Origin of the sequence: Ruegeria sp. HU-ET01832 (assembly GCF_040371315.1) — a bacterium.
GTDB lineage: Bacteria > Pseudomonadota > Alphaproteobacteria > Rhodobacterales > Rhodobacteraceae > Ruegeria > Ruegeria lacuscaerulensis_A.
The window spans coordinates 77,610-94,757 of the sequence record NZ_BAABWL010000004.1 but is presented as its reverse complement, the minus strand read 5'-3'; the positions used below and the strand labels follow the sequence as shown (position 1 = coordinate 94,757).

At 56.4% G+C, this 17,148-nt stretch carries 21 protein-coding genes; 9 read left to right on the top strand and 12 right to left on the bottom strand.

All coding sequences use genetic code 11. The features are described 5' to 3' along the window. Nucleotides 1-7 precede the first annotated feature (7 nt). From mnmE to ABWV79_RS13200, 3 genes are all read right to left on the bottom strand, one after another. Complete coding sequence (gene mnmE / locus ABWV79_RS13210) at nt 8-1,294, bottom strand: tRNA uridine-5-carboxymethylaminomethyl(34) synthesis GTPase MnmE (protein WP_353392523.1); 1,287 nt, start codon at nt 1,292-1,294, stop codon at nt 8-10. Between the two features lie 30 nt (nt 1,295-1,324). Beyond that, on the bottom strand, nt 1,325-2,596 hold the full coding sequence (gene rho / locus ABWV79_RS13205) for a transcription termination factor Rho (RefSeq protein WP_170755515.1): 1,272 nt from the start codon (nt 2,594-2,596) through the stop codon (nt 1,325-1,327). Nucleotides 2,597-2,718: 122 nt separating this feature from the next. Further along, nucleotides 2,719-3,168 (bottom strand): CopD family protein, encoded by a 450-nt coding sequence (locus ABWV79_RS13200; RefSeq protein WP_170355612.1) that lies wholly within the window; start codon nt 3,166-3,168, stop codon nt 2,719-2,721. Between the two features lie 404 nt (nt 3,169-3,572). Between ABWV79_RS13200 and ABWV79_RS13195 the strand changes: the two genes are divergently transcribed. From ABWV79_RS13195 to dnaQ, 4 genes are read left to right on the top strand one after another with little or no spacing between them, the layout of a single operon-like run. After that, entirely contained in the window at nt 3,573-4,172 is a 600-nt protein-coding gene (locus ABWV79_RS13195; RefSeq protein WP_170355611.1) for a Maf family protein, read from the top strand. Next, nucleotides 4,169-5,002, top strand: a complete 834-nt coding sequence (locus tag ABWV79_RS13190; RefSeq protein WP_353392520.1) for a shikimate dehydrogenase — start codon at nt 4,169-4,171, stop codon at nt 5,000-5,002. The genes ABWV79_RS13195 and ABWV79_RS13190 overlap by 4 nt, the downstream gene beginning before the upstream one ends. After that, a complete protein-coding gene (coaE, locus tag ABWV79_RS13185) occupies nt 4,999-5,592 on the top strand; it encodes a dephospho-CoA kinase (protein WP_353392518.1) in 594 nt (197 codons plus the stop codon). Before ABWV79_RS13190 ends, coaE begins: the two co-directional genes overlap by 4 nt. Continuing rightward, on the top strand, nt 5,585-6,307 hold the full coding sequence (gene dnaQ / locus ABWV79_RS13180) for a DNA polymerase III subunit epsilon (RefSeq protein WP_353392516.1): 723 nt from the start codon (nt 5,585-5,587) through the stop codon (nt 6,305-6,307). Before coaE ends, dnaQ begins: the two co-directional genes overlap by 8 nt. A 27-nt stretch (nt 6,308-6,334) precedes the next feature. Here the strand turns inward: dnaQ and secB are convergent, their stop codons facing one another. Both secB and ABWV79_RS13170 read right to left on the bottom strand, forming a co-directional pair. Next, nucleotides 6,335-6,835 (bottom strand): protein-export chaperone SecB, encoded by a 501-nt coding sequence (secB, locus tag ABWV79_RS13175; protein ID WP_353392514.1) that lies wholly within the window; start codon nt 6,833-6,835, stop codon nt 6,335-6,337. A gap of 64 nt (nt 6,836-6,899) precedes the next feature. Next, nucleotides 6,900-7,388, bottom strand: a complete 489-nt coding sequence (locus ABWV79_RS13170; protein ID WP_353392512.1) for an FxsA family protein — start codon at nt 7,386-7,388, stop codon at nt 6,900-6,902. 108 nt (nt 7,389-7,496) lie between these two features. On the opposite strand from ABWV79_RS13170, the gene ABWV79_RS13165 reads away from it, so the two are divergent. Genes ABWV79_RS13165 through ABWV79_RS13155 form a run of 3 tightly spaced genes read left to right on the top strand, consistent with a single transcriptional unit; the run spans nt 7,497 to nt 9,774 of the window. Continuing rightward, complete coding sequence (locus ABWV79_RS13165) at nt 7,497-8,156, top strand: Tim44/TimA family putative adaptor protein (RefSeq protein ID WP_170355605.1); 660 nt, start codon at nt 7,497-7,499, stop codon at nt 8,154-8,156. Beyond that, nucleotides 8,153-9,187, top strand: a complete 1,035-nt coding sequence (gene mltA, locus ABWV79_RS13160; protein ID WP_353392510.1) for a murein transglycosylase A — start codon at nt 8,153-8,155, stop codon at nt 9,185-9,187. Before ABWV79_RS13165 ends, mltA begins: the two co-directional genes overlap by 4 nt. Beyond that, on the top strand, nt 9,187-9,774 hold the full coding sequence (locus ABWV79_RS13155; protein ID WP_353392508.1) for a Smr/MutS family protein: 588 nt from the start codon (nt 9,187-9,189) through the stop codon (nt 9,772-9,774). Before mltA ends, ABWV79_RS13155 begins: the two co-directional genes overlap by 1 nt. Nucleotides 9,775-9,776: 2 nt before the next feature. Here the strand turns inward: ABWV79_RS13155 and ABWV79_RS13150 are convergent, their stop codons facing one another. The 3 genes from ABWV79_RS13150 to hslU all read right to left on the bottom strand — a co-directional run bounded on the left by ABWV79_RS13150 (nt 9,777) and on the right by hslU (nt 13,492). Beyond that, entirely contained in the window at nt 9,777-10,991 is a 1,215-nt protein-coding gene (locus ABWV79_RS13150) for an MFS transporter (RefSeq protein ID WP_353392507.1), read from the bottom strand. Next, nucleotides 10,988-12,085 (bottom strand): alpha/beta hydrolase, encoded by a 1,098-nt coding sequence (locus ABWV79_RS13145; protein ID WP_170355601.1) that lies wholly within the window; start codon nt 12,083-12,085, stop codon nt 10,988-10,990. Before ABWV79_RS13145 ends, ABWV79_RS13150 begins: the two co-directional genes overlap by 4 nt. 99 nt (nt 12,086-12,184) lie before the next feature. Further along, nucleotides 12,185-13,492 carry an ATP-dependent protease ATPase subunit HslU gene (gene hslU, locus ABWV79_RS13140; protein WP_353392505.1) on the bottom strand — a complete coding sequence of 436 codons (1,308 nt, stop codon included), beginning with the start codon at nt 13,490-13,492 and terminating at the stop codon, nt 12,185-12,187. A 163-nt stretch (nt 13,493-13,655) separates the two neighbouring features. Here hslU and ABWV79_RS13135 point away from each other — a divergent pair, with 163 nt between their 5' ends. Further along, entirely contained in the window at nt 13,656-14,897 is a 1,242-nt protein-coding gene (locus tag ABWV79_RS13135) for an MFS transporter (protein ID WP_209196012.1), read from the top strand. Nucleotides 14,898-14,993: 96 nt separating this feature from the next. On the opposite strand, the gene hslV is transcribed toward ABWV79_RS13135, so the two are convergent. Next, nucleotides 14,994-15,545, bottom strand: a complete 552-nt coding sequence (gene hslV, locus ABWV79_RS13130; protein WP_170755528.1) for an ATP-dependent protease subunit HslV — start codon at nt 15,543-15,545, stop codon at nt 14,994-14,996. Nucleotides 15,546-15,742: 197 nt separating this feature from the next. Between hslV and ABWV79_RS13125 the strand changes: the two genes are divergently transcribed. After that, nucleotides 15,743-15,937 (top strand): DUF1127 domain-containing protein, encoded by a 195-nt coding sequence (locus ABWV79_RS13125; protein WP_353392503.1) that lies wholly within the window; start codon nt 15,743-15,745, stop codon nt 15,935-15,937. 58 nt (nt 15,938-15,995) lie between these two features. Here the strand turns inward: ABWV79_RS13125 and ABWV79_RS13120 are convergent, their stop codons facing one another. The 3 genes from ABWV79_RS13120 to trxA form a co-directional block, all read right to left on the bottom strand. Then, nucleotides 15,996-16,355, bottom strand: coding sequence for a Lin0512 family protein (locus tag ABWV79_RS13120; protein WP_353392502.1), 360 nt, complete (start codon nt 16,353-16,355; stop codon nt 15,996-15,998). Further along, a complete protein-coding gene (locus ABWV79_RS13115) occupies nt 16,355-16,702 on the bottom strand; it encodes a Lin0512 family protein (RefSeq protein WP_353392501.1) in 348 nt (115 codons plus the stop codon). The genes ABWV79_RS13120 and ABWV79_RS13115 overlap by 1 nt, the downstream gene beginning before the upstream one ends. Before the next feature lie 65 nt (nt 16,703-16,767). Continuing rightward, the gene (trxA, locus tag ABWV79_RS13110) at nt 16,768-17,088 is read right to left on the bottom strand and encodes a thioredoxin (RefSeq protein WP_170355595.1); all 321 of its coding nucleotides are present in this window, start codon (nt 17,086-17,088) and stop codon (nt 16,768-16,770) included. Nucleotides 17,089-17,148 lie beyond the last annotated feature (60 nt).

Genomic DNA, 17,148 nt, shown 5'->3' with positions numbered 1-17,148 from the left:
ACACTCCTTACTTACCCAGGCAAAAACTAGAAAAGATCTCGTCCAACAAATCTTCCACGCCTATTCTGCCAACCAACGCCTCGAGCGCCCGAATTGAACTGCGCAACTCCTCAGCCACGATATCATACATGTCGGGGCCTGATTCAAGAAACGACATCGCAGCGATCAAGGAGGTCTGAGCATTCACCAGCGCAGCACGATGCCGTTCCCGTGTTGCAATACCAGAACTAGTGGTTCGTTGACCAAGGACCCCCGATATATCGGATACTAGTCTATCCACGCCCTGACCTGTTATCCCCGATACTCCACCATCTGATACACTGCGAAGATCAGATTTCGGCAACACATGGATATCCCCCTTTTGCATAGAGATACCCAATGATTCAGGATCTTCGGCAAGGAAAACTCTAAGATCAGCTGTTTCCGCCCGTTTCCTGGCAAGCTCGATTCCCAGATTTTCAACGTGATCCTCAGTCTCGCGAAGGCCCGCTGTATCCAGCAAGGTAACCGGAAGCCCATCCAAGTCCATCCTTACTTCAATGACGTCTCGGGTAGTTCCGGCGTATTCGGAAGTGATTGCCGCTTCACGCCCTGCCAATGCGTTAAGCAAAGTCGACTTACCTGCGTTAGGAAGACCTACTATAGCCACTTCAAAACCAGATCTGATGCGTTCCGCAATCCGGACACCTTCGGCTTGATGCTGCAGGTCCGTTACAACACACGAGATCAAAGAGCGGACCTCAGGAGTTACGTCTGTTGGAACCTCTTCGTCGGCAAAATCGATCACGGCCTCCAACAATGAGGCCGCTCTGATCAAATCGCGACGCCATCTTTCCGCAAGCGTTCCTAGTCCACCTGCAAGTATTACCTGCGCCTGCTTACGCTGCGCTTCTGTTTCCGCATCTATGAGATCGGCCAACCCCTCGACCTGGGTCAGATCCATCTTACCATTCTCAAGCGCGCGGCGGGTGAATTCTCCGGGTTCTGCCAGGCGCAGACCGTTCGTATCCGACAGGCAACGCATGACGGCATTCACCGCGGCTGTACTGCCATGTATTTGTAGCTCTGCCACGTCCTCGCCGGTGAAACTGGCTGGTGCCTGAAATGTCAAAACCAGCCCATCATCCAGACGTGACCCATCTGGTGCCCGCAAGGTCCGCAACTTCATCCCGCGCGGCTGTAAATCCCCACCCGTCAAATCTGCCGCTGCAGAATGCGCCATGGGCCCCGAGAGGCGGATCACCGCCACCCCGGCTTTGCCTTGAGCGCTGGCCAAGGCGAATATCGTATCCATTCGAAGGCCTCGCGTTGGTTAAGACCTGTGTCAGGTATTCATTGAATCGAAGAACTCGCCATTCGTCTTCGTCTGTTTCAACTTGGACAGCAGGAATTCGATTGCATCGGTCGTGCCCATCGGGTTGAGGATTCGGCGCAGAACAAATGTCTTGGCCAGATCGCCCTTGTCGACCAGCAGGTCCTCTTTCCGGGTCCCGGATTTGAGGATGTCGATGGCTGGGAACACGCGCTTGTCGGCGATCTTGCGATCCAGCACGATTTCCGAGTTACCGGTGCCTTTGAATTCTTCAAAGATCACCTCGTCCATCCGGCTGCCGGTGTCGATCAGCGCTGTGGCGATGATGGTCAGCGAACCGCCCTCTTCGATGTTCCGGGCCGCACCAAAGAATCGTTTGGGTCGTTGCAGAGCATTCGCATCCACACCACCGGTCAGAACCTTACCCGAAGATGGGACCACAGTGTTAAACGCCCTACCAAGTCTTGTGATCGAGTCCAAAAGAATCACAACATCTCGTTTATGCTCAACCAGACGCTTAGCCTTTTCGATCACCATTTCCGAAACGGCCACGTGGCGCGTCGCCGGTTCATCAAAGGTCGAAGACACGACCTCACCCTTCACCGAGCGCTGCATGTCCGTCACCTCTTCGGGACGTTCATCGATCAGCAGGACGATCAGATAGCACTCGGGGTGGTTCTGTTCGATCGAGTGCGCGATGTTCTGCAGGATCACCGTCTTACCCGTCCGCGGAGGCGCCACGATCAGCGACCGCTGGCCTTTCCCAATGGGCGACACGAGGTCGATCACACGGGCCGATTTATCCTTGATGGTGGGGTCCTCGATCTCCATCTTCAGGCGCTCATCCGGGTACAGAGGCGTCAGGTTGTCAAACAGGATTTTGTGCTTGGCCTTTTCGGGCTCTTCAAAGTTGATCTTGGTTACTTTGATCAGCGCGAAATAGCGTTCATTGTCGTCAGGCGCTTTGATTTCACCTTCGACGGTGTCGCCAGTGCGCAGCGAATGCTGGCGGATCATGTCAGGCGACACATAAATGTCATCCGGACCTGGCAGATAGTTTGCCTCGGGCGAGCGCAGGAAACCGAACCCGTCTTGCAGCACTTCCAGAACGCCGTCGCCACCCACGGTCCAGCCCTCGTCCGCGCGTTCGCGCAGGATCTGGAACATCATCTCGCCCTTACGCATAGTCGAGGCGTTTTCGATCTCCAACTCTTCGGCCATGGCCAGAAGGTCTTTGGGGCTTTTGGCTTTCAGATCGGCCAGATTCAGGGATTCATTGGACATGATGCAAACCTTCACCGCTGACTGTGCGGCACGAAGTGGAATTTCAGTACGGAAGATACGCCGCCCGGACGGGCGTGTTGTGCGTTACATACGCATCCCGGCGGTCCGAGTCAAATGCTCGCTCAGAACTTCAGAACGACCGCCAGAACGATGATCACCATCAAAACGGTCGGAACCTCGTTCATCATGCGGTACTGCCGCCCAGTGAGCTTATTTCGACCCTCTATGAAGTCCTTGCGTCGCGCCATCAGCCAATGATGGAACCAGGTCATCCCGATCACCGCAGCCCCCTTGGCCCAGGGCCAGGCCCAATCCCAGCCAACAATGCCGGGTGTGAGAACCATGATCAGCCCGCAGACCCACGCCACGATCATCGCCGGACGCATAATCACGCGCAGCAGCTTCTCTTCCATTTCAAAGAAGATCTCCTGCGCTCCGTCTACTGCTTGCGCCTTTTCTACGTGATAGACGAACAAACGGGGCAGATAGAACAAGCCTGCCATCCAAGAGATCACAGCCATAATATGGACAGACTTCACCCACGGGTAGATTGCGAAAAGGAGGTCGGTCATGCTGGCTCCGAGGGTTGCTCGAAACCCTCCCTAATAAAAAAATAAGAAAAGAAAAAGGAAGATGGTTTTGTAGGGTGAACAATTTCCGTGGATTACTTTTTTACACAAGTGTTTTCCCCAGGTGGATAGAATCCAGCTTGAATAAAACGATTCTGTTGAAGAAAAAAATTCTTTATAAAAAACAGTATTTTAAACCATTATTGAATGTGTACTTCTGGGGATAACTCTTTGGGTAATTAAGAAAACTAGGGTTATACCATTCGGCAGACTTATCCTTGTCCCGGATGGACAGGATTTGGGCGACTCGGGGAAGTTTCAGTCGAAAACACCGGGCTTGCGTGTCAACCTGAAAACCATACAAACCATCTTAGAACGCTCAACGATTTGCACACGGGGTTTTCCACATGTCTGTCCCCATCATCCTGGCCTCGGGGTCATCCATTCGCGCGCAGCTTCTACAGAACGCAGGCGTGCCATTCACCGTCCAAGTCGCACGCGTAGACGAAGAGACGATGAAACGCGCCTTGCTGGCCGAGGGTGCCAGCCCGCGCGACATTGCCGATGCGCTGGCCGAGATGAAGGCGCGCAAGGTCAGTGACAAGAGTCCCGGCGCGATGGTGCTGGGCTGTGATCAGGTGTTGGATTTCGACGGTCAGCTGTTGTCCAAACCCAAAACGGCCGAGGATGCTTTTGCGCAGCTTAAGGCGATGCGGGGCAAGCGGCACATGTTGTTATCTGCTGCCGTGATCTATCAAGACGGCGAGCCGATCTGGCGGCATGTGGGTCAGGTTCGCCTGCGGATGCGGATGAGCTCGGATGCGTATCTGCGCGACTATATCGACCGCAACTGGGAGAGTATCCGCCATGCGGTCGGGGCCTATAAGCTTGAAGAAGAGGGCGCGCGCTTGTTCGCCACCATTGACGGAGATTATTTTAACGTTTTGGGTATGCCTCTATTAGAGCTGCTGAACTACCTGGCTGTCAAAGGGGTGATTGATCAATGAGCAAGACAAAAATTCCTTTGGCTGGGGTGATTGGTCATCCGGTCGCGCATTCGAAGTCGCCTCAGTTGCATGGACATTGGCTAAAGACATATGGGCTGCCGGGTCACTACGTGCCGATGGATGTGGCCCCGGAAGATTTGCAGGATGTTTTGCGCGCATTGCCCAAGGCTGGGTTCGTGGGGGCAAATGTCACTGTTCCACATAAAGAGGCTGCGCTGCGACTGGCCGACGAGGTTTCGGACCGGGCACGCAAGATTGGCGCGGCAAATACGCTGGTGTTCCAGAAAGATGGCCGAATTCACGCAGACAATACCGATGGCTACGGGTTTCTTGAGAACCTGCGCAGCGGTGCGCCGGATTGGTCCCCGTCGGGCGGACCTGCGGTTGTGTTCGGGGCTGGCGGTGCCGCGCGGGCGGTGCTTCAGGCTTTGGTTGACGCAGAGGTGCCCGAGATTTTGCTGACCAACCGTACCCGTGAACGGGCCGAGATATTGCGCGATGAATTTGGACCCAGCATCAAGGTTGTCGATTGGGTTCAGGCTGGAAATGTGATCGAGGATGCGGAATTGGTAGTCAACACCAGTTCTTTGGGGATGCAAGGGCAGCCCGAACTGCGTGTGCCGCTGGACGGGTTGCAGCCCGGTGCGGTTGTGACGGATCTGGTCTACGCACCGCTGAAAACGCATTTATTAAAAACCGCCGAAGAGGTCGGCTGCACCACTGTCGATGGCCTAGGCATGTTGCTGCATCAGGCGGTTCCGGGTTTCGAAAGTTGGTTCGGCGTCCGCCCCGAGGTCAATTTGGACCTGCGCGCGGCTGTTTTGTCATGAGTTTCGCGCTGGGCCTGACGGGCTCGATCGGAATGGGCAAAAGCACGACGGCGCAGATGTTTGTTGATGAAGGCTGCGCGCTGTGGGATGCCGATGCGGCCGTACATAGACTCTATTCAAGGGGTGGAGCTGCTATTGACCCAATGCAAGCAGCTTTCCCGACCGCAATCTTTGACGGCGCCGTCAGCCGGGAAGTGTTGAAACAAATCATCGGAAATGACCCGGCTGCGCTGAAACAGATCGAAGGCATCGTGCACCCTCTGGTCGCCGCAGACCGTGCGTCGTTTCGGGCGAACGCCAGGGCGGATATTCTGGTTTTCGACATTCCCTTGTTGTTTGAAACCGGTGGAGACGCTGCGATGGATGCCGTCGCCTGTGTGTCGATCCCAGCCGATGAACAAAAGCGTCGCGTGATGGCGCGCGGTACGATGACCGAGGCGCAGTTCGAACAGATTCGAGCCAAACAGATGCCCAATGAAGAAAAATGCGCTCGGTCGGACTATGTGATCGAGACGGACAGTCTGGACCACGCCCGCGCGCAGGTGCAGGATGTGGTCCGGCAGATACGGGCGGGGCTGGAAGATGCGTGAAATTGTACTGGATACCGAAACCACGGGCTTTGACCCCGAAAGTGGCGATCGAATCGTCGAGATCGGCGCGGTTGAGCTTTGGAACCACATGGCCACGGGCGAGACCTATCATGTCTATATCAACCCCGAGCGCGGGATGCCCGAAGAGGCCTTTGGCGTGCATGGTATCGGCCCCGACCTGCTGGATAACCCACGCCCGCCGGAAAAGGGCGAGGTCACGCTGAAAGATAAGCCGGTTTTCGCAAAGGTCGGTCAGGGGTTTCTGGATTTCGTGCAGGATTCGCGGTTGGTGATCCACAACGCCTCGTTCGACATGAAGTTCCTGAATGCCGAACTCAAATGGATGGGTTTGCCGACCCTGCCTATGGCACAGGCACTGGATACGCTGGCCATGGCTCGCAAGAAATTCCCCGGCTCGCCCGCGACTCTGGACGCGCTGTGCCGGCGGTTCAATATCGACAATTCGAACCGAACGCTGCACGGCGCGCTTTTGGATTCAGAGATCCTGGCCGAGGTGTATCTTGAACTGATCGGCGGACGACAGCCGGATTTTGGTCTGTCGACTTCAGCGGCGGCAACAGCAGCCGGGGGTGAGGAATGGCGGCCCACAGCCCGTCCGACGCCGTTGGCCTCAAGGATCACGGAGGAAGAGCGCGCGGCGCATGAAGGTTTTGTTGAAAAACTGGGCGAAAATGCCCTGTGGACCCGCGCCTGAAGGTGTCCCCGGCGCGGGTCTGATTGTTTAGGCTTCTGCTTTCTGCGCCTCGGCCTGACGGCGCATCAGCTCATTCCGGTACAAAGCTACAAAGTCGATATTGTCCAGATTGACCGGCGGATATCCACCGTCGCGTGTTACGTCGCTGACAATACGGCGCAGGAACGGGAACAGCATCCGGGGACATTCGATCATCAGGAAGGGGTGCAGCTGATCCTCGGCCACGCCTTCCACATGGAACAGACCACAATAGTCGATCTCGCACAGGAACAGGACGTCTTCCATCCCCTTGGCTTTGGACTTGAGGTTCAGCTTGACCGAGACCTCATACTGATGCTCGACCTGACGCTTTTTAGCGTCAAGATTGACCTGAACAGAAATCTCGGGCTGCACGTCGCCCGACACACCCTTTTGGGCCATCACGTTTTCAAAAGACAGATCACGAATGAATTGTCCCAGAACGCGCATTTGAATCTGAGGTGCAGCCGGTGCGGCTGCGATGTTTTCTTTGGCGTCTTCTTCGGCCATGGGTCTACTCCGAAACTAAAATCCGCCATTGCTTAGCAAGTTGGGCGCGGCACCTCAATGCAGGTCACGGGCCATCCACCCATTTCGATGGTTTTGATGGGTCACGACGGGGTTGAACTTCGGTGTATTCCCCATCAATCACGTCATCACCCGATGGGTTGGGGCCACCGCGAAACTGCGTGCCCGTACCCATCTGGAATTGAGTTATCTGCACTTTTGATTTCAGATATCGAAATACAGCGACGCGAACCCCCGGAATAAGAAGGGCAAATCCGACCGCGTCGGTGAAAAAGCCTGGCGTCAGCAACAACACACCGGACAGCAGGATCATCGCTCCGTGGGCTAATGGCTCGGTCGGATCGTCAAGGTCAGCAAAGGAACGCTGCAGATTTGCCAGCGCCATGCGACCTTGTGTCCTGACCAAAGCAGTACCAATAACAGCGGTCACAACGACAATTGCAAGCGTGGGCCACAGGCCGATCAGACCTCCGACCTGAATGAACAGGGCGATTTCGATGATCGGAACCAGCAAAAATGCCAGAAACAGATACATAAGCGTTATCCTTTACTACAGGTCGGGCAGTAGACTTGTCCCGAACTGTCACCTACATAGTGGCATGAGGCCGCGTATACAAAGCTGCGGTCTGATAAAGAGGATGAAATGAACGAACCGATGATCCAGTTGCTGGTCCTGGCCGGAATTGCCGTTTTCCTGATCCTACGCCTCAAAAGCGTGCTGGGGACGCGTGAGGGTTTTGAGAAGCCCCCCGTTCAACAGCAGCCAGAAGCGCATAAATCGCGCCGAGACTTCGAGGTGATCGAAGGTGGCCCGGATCACGACATTACCGACCACGTCGCCGAAGACAGCGAGCAGGCCCAATCCCTGGCCGCGATGAAACGGATTGAGCCCGGCTTTTCTGTCAGCGAATTCGTCCAAGGCGCCCGCGGTGCTTATGAGATGATCGTCATGGGGTTCGAAAAGGGCAATCTGGATGAAATCCAGCCCTTCTTGTCCGAAGAAGTGTTTGACACATTTGTTTCGGTGGTCGCCTCTCGCGAAGATCAGGGTCTGACCATCGAGGCCGAGTTTATCGGTGTGCGGGAAACCGCCCTAGCTGATGTGAAGTTCGACAAGGACACCAACGAAGCCGAAATCACCATGCGATTTGTGGGTGAGCTGACATCGGTTGTCCGGGATCGCGGTGGGGATATCATCGAAGGCAACCCCAACACCGTCAAACGCCAAAAGGACAGCTGGACCTTTGCCCGCGTCATGGGCTCGGACGATCCTAACTGGCTGCTTGTTGCCACGGACGCATGATTGCTGCGCTTCGGTCGCTTTTGCTGGGGGCTGTGATGGCAACCTCTGCCAGCGCCGAGGCGACGCGTTCCATTCTGTCATTTGACGATCTTGATGGCTGGGCCGCCGATGACCACGGTGCGGCCCTTTCAGTTTTCTTGAACACATGTGGTGATCTGGAAGATCCGGACTGGCGCGCCCTGTGTGCTGTCGCCCGCACCTACGAGGCGGATGCTGCACGTTCCTTTTTTGAACTGTTCTTTCGCCCCGTTCTGGTCGAGGACGGTGATGATGCCCTGTTCACGGGGTATTTTGAACCCGAACTGGATGGCTCTCGCACGCGGACGGAACGGTACAAATACCCGATCTACAAAATGCCCCCCGAGGCACGGGCCGACGGACCTTGGTTGAGCCGCCGCGATATTCTGACAGGCGAGGCTATGAACGGCCGCGGGCTTGAGATCGCATGGGTCGATGACCAGGTCGAGTTGTTTTTTTTGCAGATTCAAGGCTCGGGCCGTATTCGCCTGCCTGATGGCGGTGGATTGCGCGTGGGCTATGGCGGGGCGAACGGCCATCCGTATCGTTCGATCGGGAAAGAGCTGATCCGACAAGGCGCATTGGCTGCGCATCAGGTCAGTGCGCAGATGATCAAATCCTGGGTCCGCAAAAACCCCGAGGCCGGTGCCGAACTGCTGTTTCACAACCCCTCTTACGTGTTTTTCCGAGAGGTCACGCGCGTGGCACCCGAGTTTGGGCCGTTGGGCGCAATGAATAGGTCTGTCACGACCATGCGCAGTATTGCCGCTGATCCCGCCTATACGCCGCTGGGCGCACCGGTCTGGGTGGAAAAGAACGGCAAAGATCCTTTGCGCCGCTTGATGATTGCACAGGATACCGGGGCTGCAATCAAAGGCGCGCAACGAGCAGATATCTTCTTTGGAACCGGGGACGAGGCCGGCCGCGCTGCTGGTCGTCTTAAGGATTCGGGGCGCATGGTTGTTTTGCTGCCAATCCAGCGCGCCTATGCGCTGTTGCCGGATGCATTCTGATGACCCGGCGCAAACTGACCGAGGACGAGATCGAGCTATGGCGCAAAGTTGCCAAACAAGCTGAACGGATGCATCCCGAGTTGCCACAATCCGTACATCCGACCCAACTGCCCAAGCCCAAGCCGACCAAAACGCCCAAAGCGCGGGTCGACCCGTTCGAGTTTGGCCAAACAGCGCCAGCCAAGCCATCGCGCAATTCGCTGCAGCCCTCTGTCACGGATCGGCTACGGGCTAGCCCGGTGCAGATGGACGCCAAGGCATTTGGTCGCATGAAGCGGGGCAAGATCAAGCCAGAGGGCAAGCTGGACCTTCATGGAATGCGCATGGACACGGCCCATCCTGCCCTTGTCCAATTTGTGCTGACCGCGCAGGCACAGGGCAAACGTCTGGTTCTGGTGGTGACCGGTAAAGGCAAGGATCGGGATGAACCCGGTCCCATTCCCACCCCGCGAGGCGTTCTACGCAATCAAGTGCCGCATTGGCTGTCGATCCCGCCGCTGGCGCAGGCAGTTTTGCAGGTTACTCCTGCGCATATCAGTCATGGCGGTGATGGCGCGTATTACGTCTATCTGCGACGCACGCGCTAAAACTAGCGAACAGCGCGTGTAATTCCGATCCAGACCAACGCGCTAACGGCAATAAAGAAAACACCGATCCATAAGAACTGATTGTCCAGTGCCATACCTTGGTCAATCAGAACTCCTGTCAAACCGGGACCGATTGCTGAACCCAATACCATGACCGCCGTGGCCATCGCCTTGATCGCACCAATATGGCGGGTTCCATAAAACTCGGCCCAAAAAGCGCTGGGCAGGGTACTGTTTGCCCCGACGGTCAGGGCCAGAAAGATCAATGCCAGTGCCGCTCCTCCCAGTGTATCCGTGGCCGAGACGATCATGAATCCAATTGCCATAGGTAATTGGTAAAACGGCATCATCCGCGCAGTGCCCCATTTGTCCAAAGCCCAACCCGCTGCAAACATCGAAAGCAGCGAAACCCCGGTATAGACCGGAAACAGGGCCACCAGTTCAATATGTCGCCAGTCTTTGATTTCAGCCAGGTGCACTTGATGGAAGAAGAACGCAGTGATGAAGGCGGATGGTCCCAGTATTGCAGGGGTCATGAACCAGAAAAGCGGGCTCAGGAGTGCTTGCCTCCGGGTCCAGTGGCGCCCTTGCATACCGACAGAGGAATATGCGGTGGCAAGGCTTTGCGGGGTTCGTTCTTTCCGCAGCAGAAACAGTAGGACCGGGATTCCCAAAACCACTACTCCGGCGGACATCAACCAAAGCAATCGCCAGTCTAAAAACACCATCGCGGCCACAAAGATCACTGGCAGCAATGCTTCGCCCACTGCGAACCCGACGGAAGCGATTGACAGCGCCTTGCCCCGCGTCGCGGTGAACCAGCGCGCCATTGCGACCATGGCCAGATGGACGCTCATGCCTTGACCAAACAAGCGCAGCAAAAAAATTATGACCGGCAACAGGAACAACAGGCTATTGAGTGCCATGGCCAACGCCGCCAGCGCCAAACCGGCCAGAACTGCAGGCCCCAGCACACGCACACGGAAGATATCCGTCAAACCTCCGGCCCAGATCATGACGACGGCAGAAACTGTGGTGCCCAGCGAATACAACCCACCCCACGCCCCATGGCTCAGCCCATAGGCGGTACGAATCTCGCCCGAAAAAACCGAAATGAAAAAGGTCTGACCGAAACTGGACAGGAATGTCAGCACCACTCCCGCACCCAACCACGCCCCGTTGTCACGTAGAAACCGGGCAGCCTGAAACTGCGTCACGGAGAGCTGACCTGCGCTTGTCCTGTTTCGGTCAGAACGATCTCGGTCGCGCCGGTCGGGTTGCGGACGCTTGCTGGGGCAATCACGTCGATGCCCCGCTGTTCGGTGCCAAATGTATTGCTGACCCGGCGGGCCGACCCGATGATCGCAAGCAATGCAGGTGAGGTTGCAGCCACGAAATGCGAGGATTCTGCGTCATCATTAAAGGCCGTCGTGTCCAAAATGCTGATCTTGTACTCGGCCAGCGCGTCGGTCGAGCTGATATTGCCCAGCCGTTCGCCCTTGGTGGTGCCGCGCAGCCGCGCCGAGACGCTCAGCAGCTTGTCCTTTTGTGAAACGATGACGATGAAGGGGTCAGGCGGGGTCTTGATGACGTCCATCTGGGACCGGAACAGATCCACATCCAGATCAGGCGCGATCAGAACAACCCCCTCGATGTTGCGCTTGGACCATCCGGGTTCGCGCAGCTCGGCCTGTCGCATCATCTCCATCGTCAGGGCGGTGCCCATGGAATGCGCCACCAGAACCACGCGTTTGACACCCATGGATTTCAGGTGGCGGACGGTTTTTTCCAGCCCGTCGCGGGCAAACAGCATACTGTCCAGATCATAGGCATAGCCATATCCCGTGGCCTGACTGGGCCAGGAATAGACCATTGTCGCGCCGGGGATGTTCAGATCGTGACTAAGCTGAGCGGCACGAAAGGCGGTTTCTGCCTGGGTGGTGTTGTACCCATGAATAAATATCGACACCTCATCTGCGCCTTTGAGGCGTGATTTCATGTCTTTGGGCCCCTGCAATTCCTCGACCCCGGCCATGACAAACTGTTTTTCAGGGTTTGGATTGGCGTAAGAAAAATCCAGCGTTCCCGGCGTGTGGTTGGGCGGAATAGAGACCGTCATTTCCAGAAATTGCAGTGTCTCACCGCGTTTGAACCCATATGATCCATCCACTTCACGCGCGCGGGTGGTGGTGGCAAAAATGGTCTCGGCCGTGCCGACGCTCAGCGCAGATGGCACAGTTTTGGACACGGTGCGATCCACGCAGGCGGTCAGAGACGTCGCGGTCAGAATAATCAGAAGGTAACGCAGCACGGGGAACGGCCCTTTAGAGGTTTGGCCCTAGGCTAACGCATTCCCGCCCCACGTCCAGCGAGGCAGGTTGGCACAGGCGGCAAAAATCAGCCGGGTGCGTTACAGAACGTAACGGCTGAGATCGGTGGATTTGGTCAATTCGCCCAGATTGTCATCCACGAATTGCGCATTCACAGTGATTTCCACTCCGGCCTGATCGGGTGCTGTGAACGAGAGTTCCTCGAACACGCGTTCCATCACCGTATAAAGCCGTCGCGCGCCGATGTTTTCGATGCTTTGGTTCACATCCGCCGCGATCTTGGCGAGCGCCGCGATGCCGTCATCGGTGAAACTGACAGTCACCTCTTCGGTGCCCATCAGTGCGGTGTATTGGCGGGTCAGGGCATTGTCGGTCTCGGTCAGGATACGCACGAAATCCTCTTCGGTGAGCGCGCGCAGTTCAACCCGGATCGGCAGACGCCCCTGCAATTCCGGCAGCAGGTCCGAGGGCTTAGCGATGTGGAACGCGCCTGAGGCGATGAACAGGATATGGTCGGTTTTCACCGGACCATGTTTGGTGGACACGGTGGTGCCTTCGATCAGCGGCAGCAGGTCGCGCTGCACCCCCTCGCGGCTGACATCGCCACCGCGCGCATCCGAGCGGGCGCAAACCTTATCGATCTCATCCAGAAAGACGATGCCGTTCTGTTCGACTGACTCCAAGGCCACACGGTTGACGGTTTCGTCATCCAGCAGCTTGTCGGCCTCTTCCCCGATCAGCGCGTCATAGCTTTCGGCCACGGTCATGCGTTTTTTGACGGTGCGCCCGCCGAACGCCTTGCCGAAGATATCGCCCAGATTCATCATCCCCATCTGACTGCCGGGCTGACCGGGCAGGTCAAACATCGGCATCGGGTTTGAACTGTCGGCCAGCTCCAGCTCGATCACCGTGTCATCCAGCTCTCCGGCCTTGAGTTTTTTGCGGAACATCTCGCGCGTGCCTTCGCGGGCGTCTTCCCCAGCGATGGCTTCGATCACCCGGTCTTCGGCGGCCTGATAGGCGCGCGCTTTCACATCCTCGCGCATGTATTCGCGGGTCTGGATGATCGCAGCATCGGCCAGATCACGGACAATCTGTTCGACGTCACGGCCCACGTAACCCACTTCGGTAAACTTGGTCGCCTCAACCTTGATAAAGGGGGCGCGAGCCAGCTTCGCCAGACGGCGGCTGATCTCGGTCTTGCCGACGCCGGTGGGTCCGATCATCAGGATGTTCTTAGGATAAACCTCGTCCCGGATGTCATCGGCCAGTTGTTTGCGCCGCCAGCGGTTGCGCAGCGCCACAGCGACCGCGCGTTTGGCATCCTTCTGACCGATAATGAAACGGTCCAGTTCCGAGACAATCTCGCGCGGGGTCAGGTCGGTCACGGGTGCAGTCCTTTCGATCAGCGGTTTGGCTTACGTAGTCACCGCACAGGTGAAAACAACAGCGGCAGCGTTGGTTAGCAACGCCCTATCGTGTTTGCAATTGCTTTCCATAGGTGAAACGCGCCCATTCTGTTACGGTGGCCTGAAGGTCAGGAGCTTGAAAATGACGAAAATTGCCAAGATCACCCTGCTGTTTGTGGTGTTTGTGGACTTGCTGGGTCAGGGTCTGGTCTTTCCGATCATCAACTCGCTGATCATGGAGACGTCGTCCAGTTTTCTGCCCGAAAGTACACCGATGGGACGGCGGCATTTCTACTACGGTTTGGTGATCGGGTGCTTCTTTCTGTCGTGGTTTCTTGGGGTGGTTTATGTGTCCAAGGTCTCGGACTCGATCGGACGCAAGAACGCGCTACTGGTTTGTCTGGGTGGGGCGCTTGTGGGCTATGCGCTGACGATCGCCTCACTTTACCTCAACAGCCTGCTGCTGTTGATCATTGGGCGGTCAATTACTGGGTTCACAGCCGGAAACCAACCAATCGCGCAGGCGGCGATGATTGATGGCAGCACGGATGCCGCCGACCGGGATCGTAACATGGGGTACATCGTTACCGGCGTCAGCTTTGGCCTGGTCGGAGGGCCCATCATCGGCGCCGTTCTGTCCGACGCCACTTTGCTGGGCAGCTATGCCACGCTCAAGATGCCGTTCTACGGCGCGTTTGTTCTGGTGCTGATCGCCATCTTCATGGTGATGACCTTTTTCAAAGACACAAGGACCGAGCGGACTGCTTTCGTGTTTCGCCCCCGAGATATCACCGACAGCCTGATTGCAGTGCGCGGGCATCCGATGGTCCTGAAGATCCTGCCAGTCTATTCCTTCTTCATGATCGCCAACGTCACCTTCTATGTGTTCGTCGACAATTATCTGACCAGTCGCTTTGGCTATGGCGTCATCGGAGGGAGCATGGCCATGGTCGTCATCGGCTTTGCCCTGGCCTTTTCCAGCACCTTTCTGGTGAAACCAGCACAACAAAGGTTCAGCAAGCATCAGATCATTTATGTCTCGCTGATCACAATGGTGATCTGTGGCTTTGGTTTCGCCTTTAGCCCCAGCGGTGTTCTCAGTTACGTGCCGGTGTTCTTTTTCTATTTCTTCTTCGGGGTATCTTATCCGACTTTACTGGGCTTGTTTTCAGCAAGTGTCAGCGAAACCGATCAGGGCTGGGTCATGGGCGTGACGACAGCCGTCTTCTGCCTGGCTGGAGGGATCATGTCCCTGATTGGCGGCGGATTGATGAGCATCGATATCCGCGTGCCCTACTATATCGTCATCGTCGCGGCGATACTGGGCCTGATCGGCATGCACCGCCGCTGGAAAGGGAAAGAGATCAAGGCGCTATTGGCCTGAGACAGTTTTGCGTTTGATTTGAATCGAAATACGCTGCCTCTCCCTGCGGTCGAACGCGCATTTAGATGCATTTCACCGAATTAAACGCAGAACGTCTTAAATTTCCTCGACCGTCAGATTGCCGTTGGTGTAGACGCAGATATCGGCGGCAATAGCCATTGCCTCGCGCGCCACGGTTTCGGCGTTTTTGTCACTGTCCATCATCGCGCGGGCGGCGGCCAATGCGAAATTGCCACCCGACCCGATGGCGGCGACGTTGTGTTCGGGCTCTAGCACGTCCCCTGCCCCGGTGATCACCAAAAGGTCTTTGCCGTCGGTGACGATCAGCATCGCCTCAAGCTTTTGAAGGTATTTGTCGGTGCGCCAGTCTTTCGCCAGCTCGACCGAGGCGCGGGCCAGTTGGCCCGGCGTTGCCTCAAGCTTGGCTTCCAACCGTTCCAGCAAAGTGAACGCATCGGCTGTTGATCCGGCGAAACCAGCCACAACCTCGAACCCACCGGGGGACAGGCGGCGCACCTTGCGGGCAGTGCCTTTGATCACCGTCTGGCCCAGACTGACCTGACCATCCCCGGCAATCACCACTTGGCCGCCTTTCTTGACGCCAATAATTGTCGTGCCATGCCAACCGGGAAAATCGCTGTCTGCCATAGGGGCCTCCGTTTTCAACTGGCATCCTATATGGGCCGGGCGTGCGTTCAGCGCAACAGTTCTCAAACTGCTCAAAAGATATGCATTGAGTGCAATTCGGGGTTACCGGACTAGCAATTGTGAGACTCGGGCTTTGATCCTACATGAGCCTCACAACCGACGAAGGGTCGGCTGTTTCAGTTACAAGGAATGCGCAAATGGCAACCACCGCAAATATCCATGCGCCGCTCGGAGCAGCTACCATCCTGCATGTAGTGGACGCGTTCTTCGGAACCTATGAAAAGGCACTGGCGTGGAATGAATCCCGCAAGACACGCAAGCTGTTGTGGGAACTCTCCGACGCCCAGCTGGACGATGTCGGTCTGTGCCGTGCGGATATCGAAAAATTCTGATCCGCAAACGGAATACCCGCTTAGACAAGCCGCTCGAAGTCGAGCGGCTTTTTCTTTGTCAGGACAGTTTGTATTGGCCGTCCATGTCAGGCAGGAATGCCTCGATCGCAGCGGTGGCCACAACATGACGCCCCCCGTCTGGGTCAACGACATCAATCCCACCTTGAACCGCACGAACTTGCGCCCGACCGCGTGGCAAATCAGCAGCCACCTGATCACAGTCCACAGCTGACGGCTGTTGTACCCCGAGCGTCACCTGAACCCGCATCGCTGTGTGATCCACACCAAGCTTGGAAAAAAGCGTGATCGAGGAATGGTGCAGCGCATCCTGCACTGCGCGTCTTGCGGCCTTTGTGTAATCCTGCCCGTACAGGTCATTTCCAGTGCCCATCTCAAGGATAATTCGCTTTTCGCCCATCAAACGGCCTCCATATCAAACGAGACTATGATTGCGGCATTGGCGATCACGGTGTGACCTTGCGCATCAGGCTTTTCTATATCCAATCCTCCTTGATTGACCTGGATCGAAGGTCGCCCATAGGGAAAAACGGCCTTCAACGCCTCGACATCCACTTTATCCGGTTGGGCTACGCCGATTTCGGCATCAATGATCATGGCCTCTTTCTGAAAGCCGAACAGCTCTGCCATATTCACCGAGTTGTGCCACAAGGCATCCTTGATCGCGCGCAGCGCAGCCTCGGTATAGTCTTGGCGGCGCAAGGACGTTCCCATGCCAAATTCAACAAGAACACGTGTTTTAGCCATTTGATCCTCGGTCACAAAAAAGGCGCCCCTAGTGGGACGCCTTTTATTTCGGTTGATCCAATGGATCAGATGGACTCTTCGATCCAGCTTTGCAGCGCGGCTTTGGGTGCCGCGCCTGCGCGGTTCGAAACAACCTGACCGTCCTTGAAGATGAACAGCGCGGGAATACCGCGTACACCCATCGCTGCAGCGGCGTTCGGGTTGCTGTCCACGTCAACCTTGGCAATTTTCACCTTGCCGCCATACTCGGTCGCCAGCTCTTCCAGAGCGGGGCCGATTTGCTTACAGGGGCCACACCATTCTGCCCAGAAATCGACAACAACAGGGATGTCGGAATTCTTGACTTCGGCGTCAAAGGTATCGTCGGTTACGGCTACGGTCGACATATTCTGTCTCCTGAATGGGGAATGCTTGGCTTCAGAACCTAGGCACGGGGTATCCCGAGG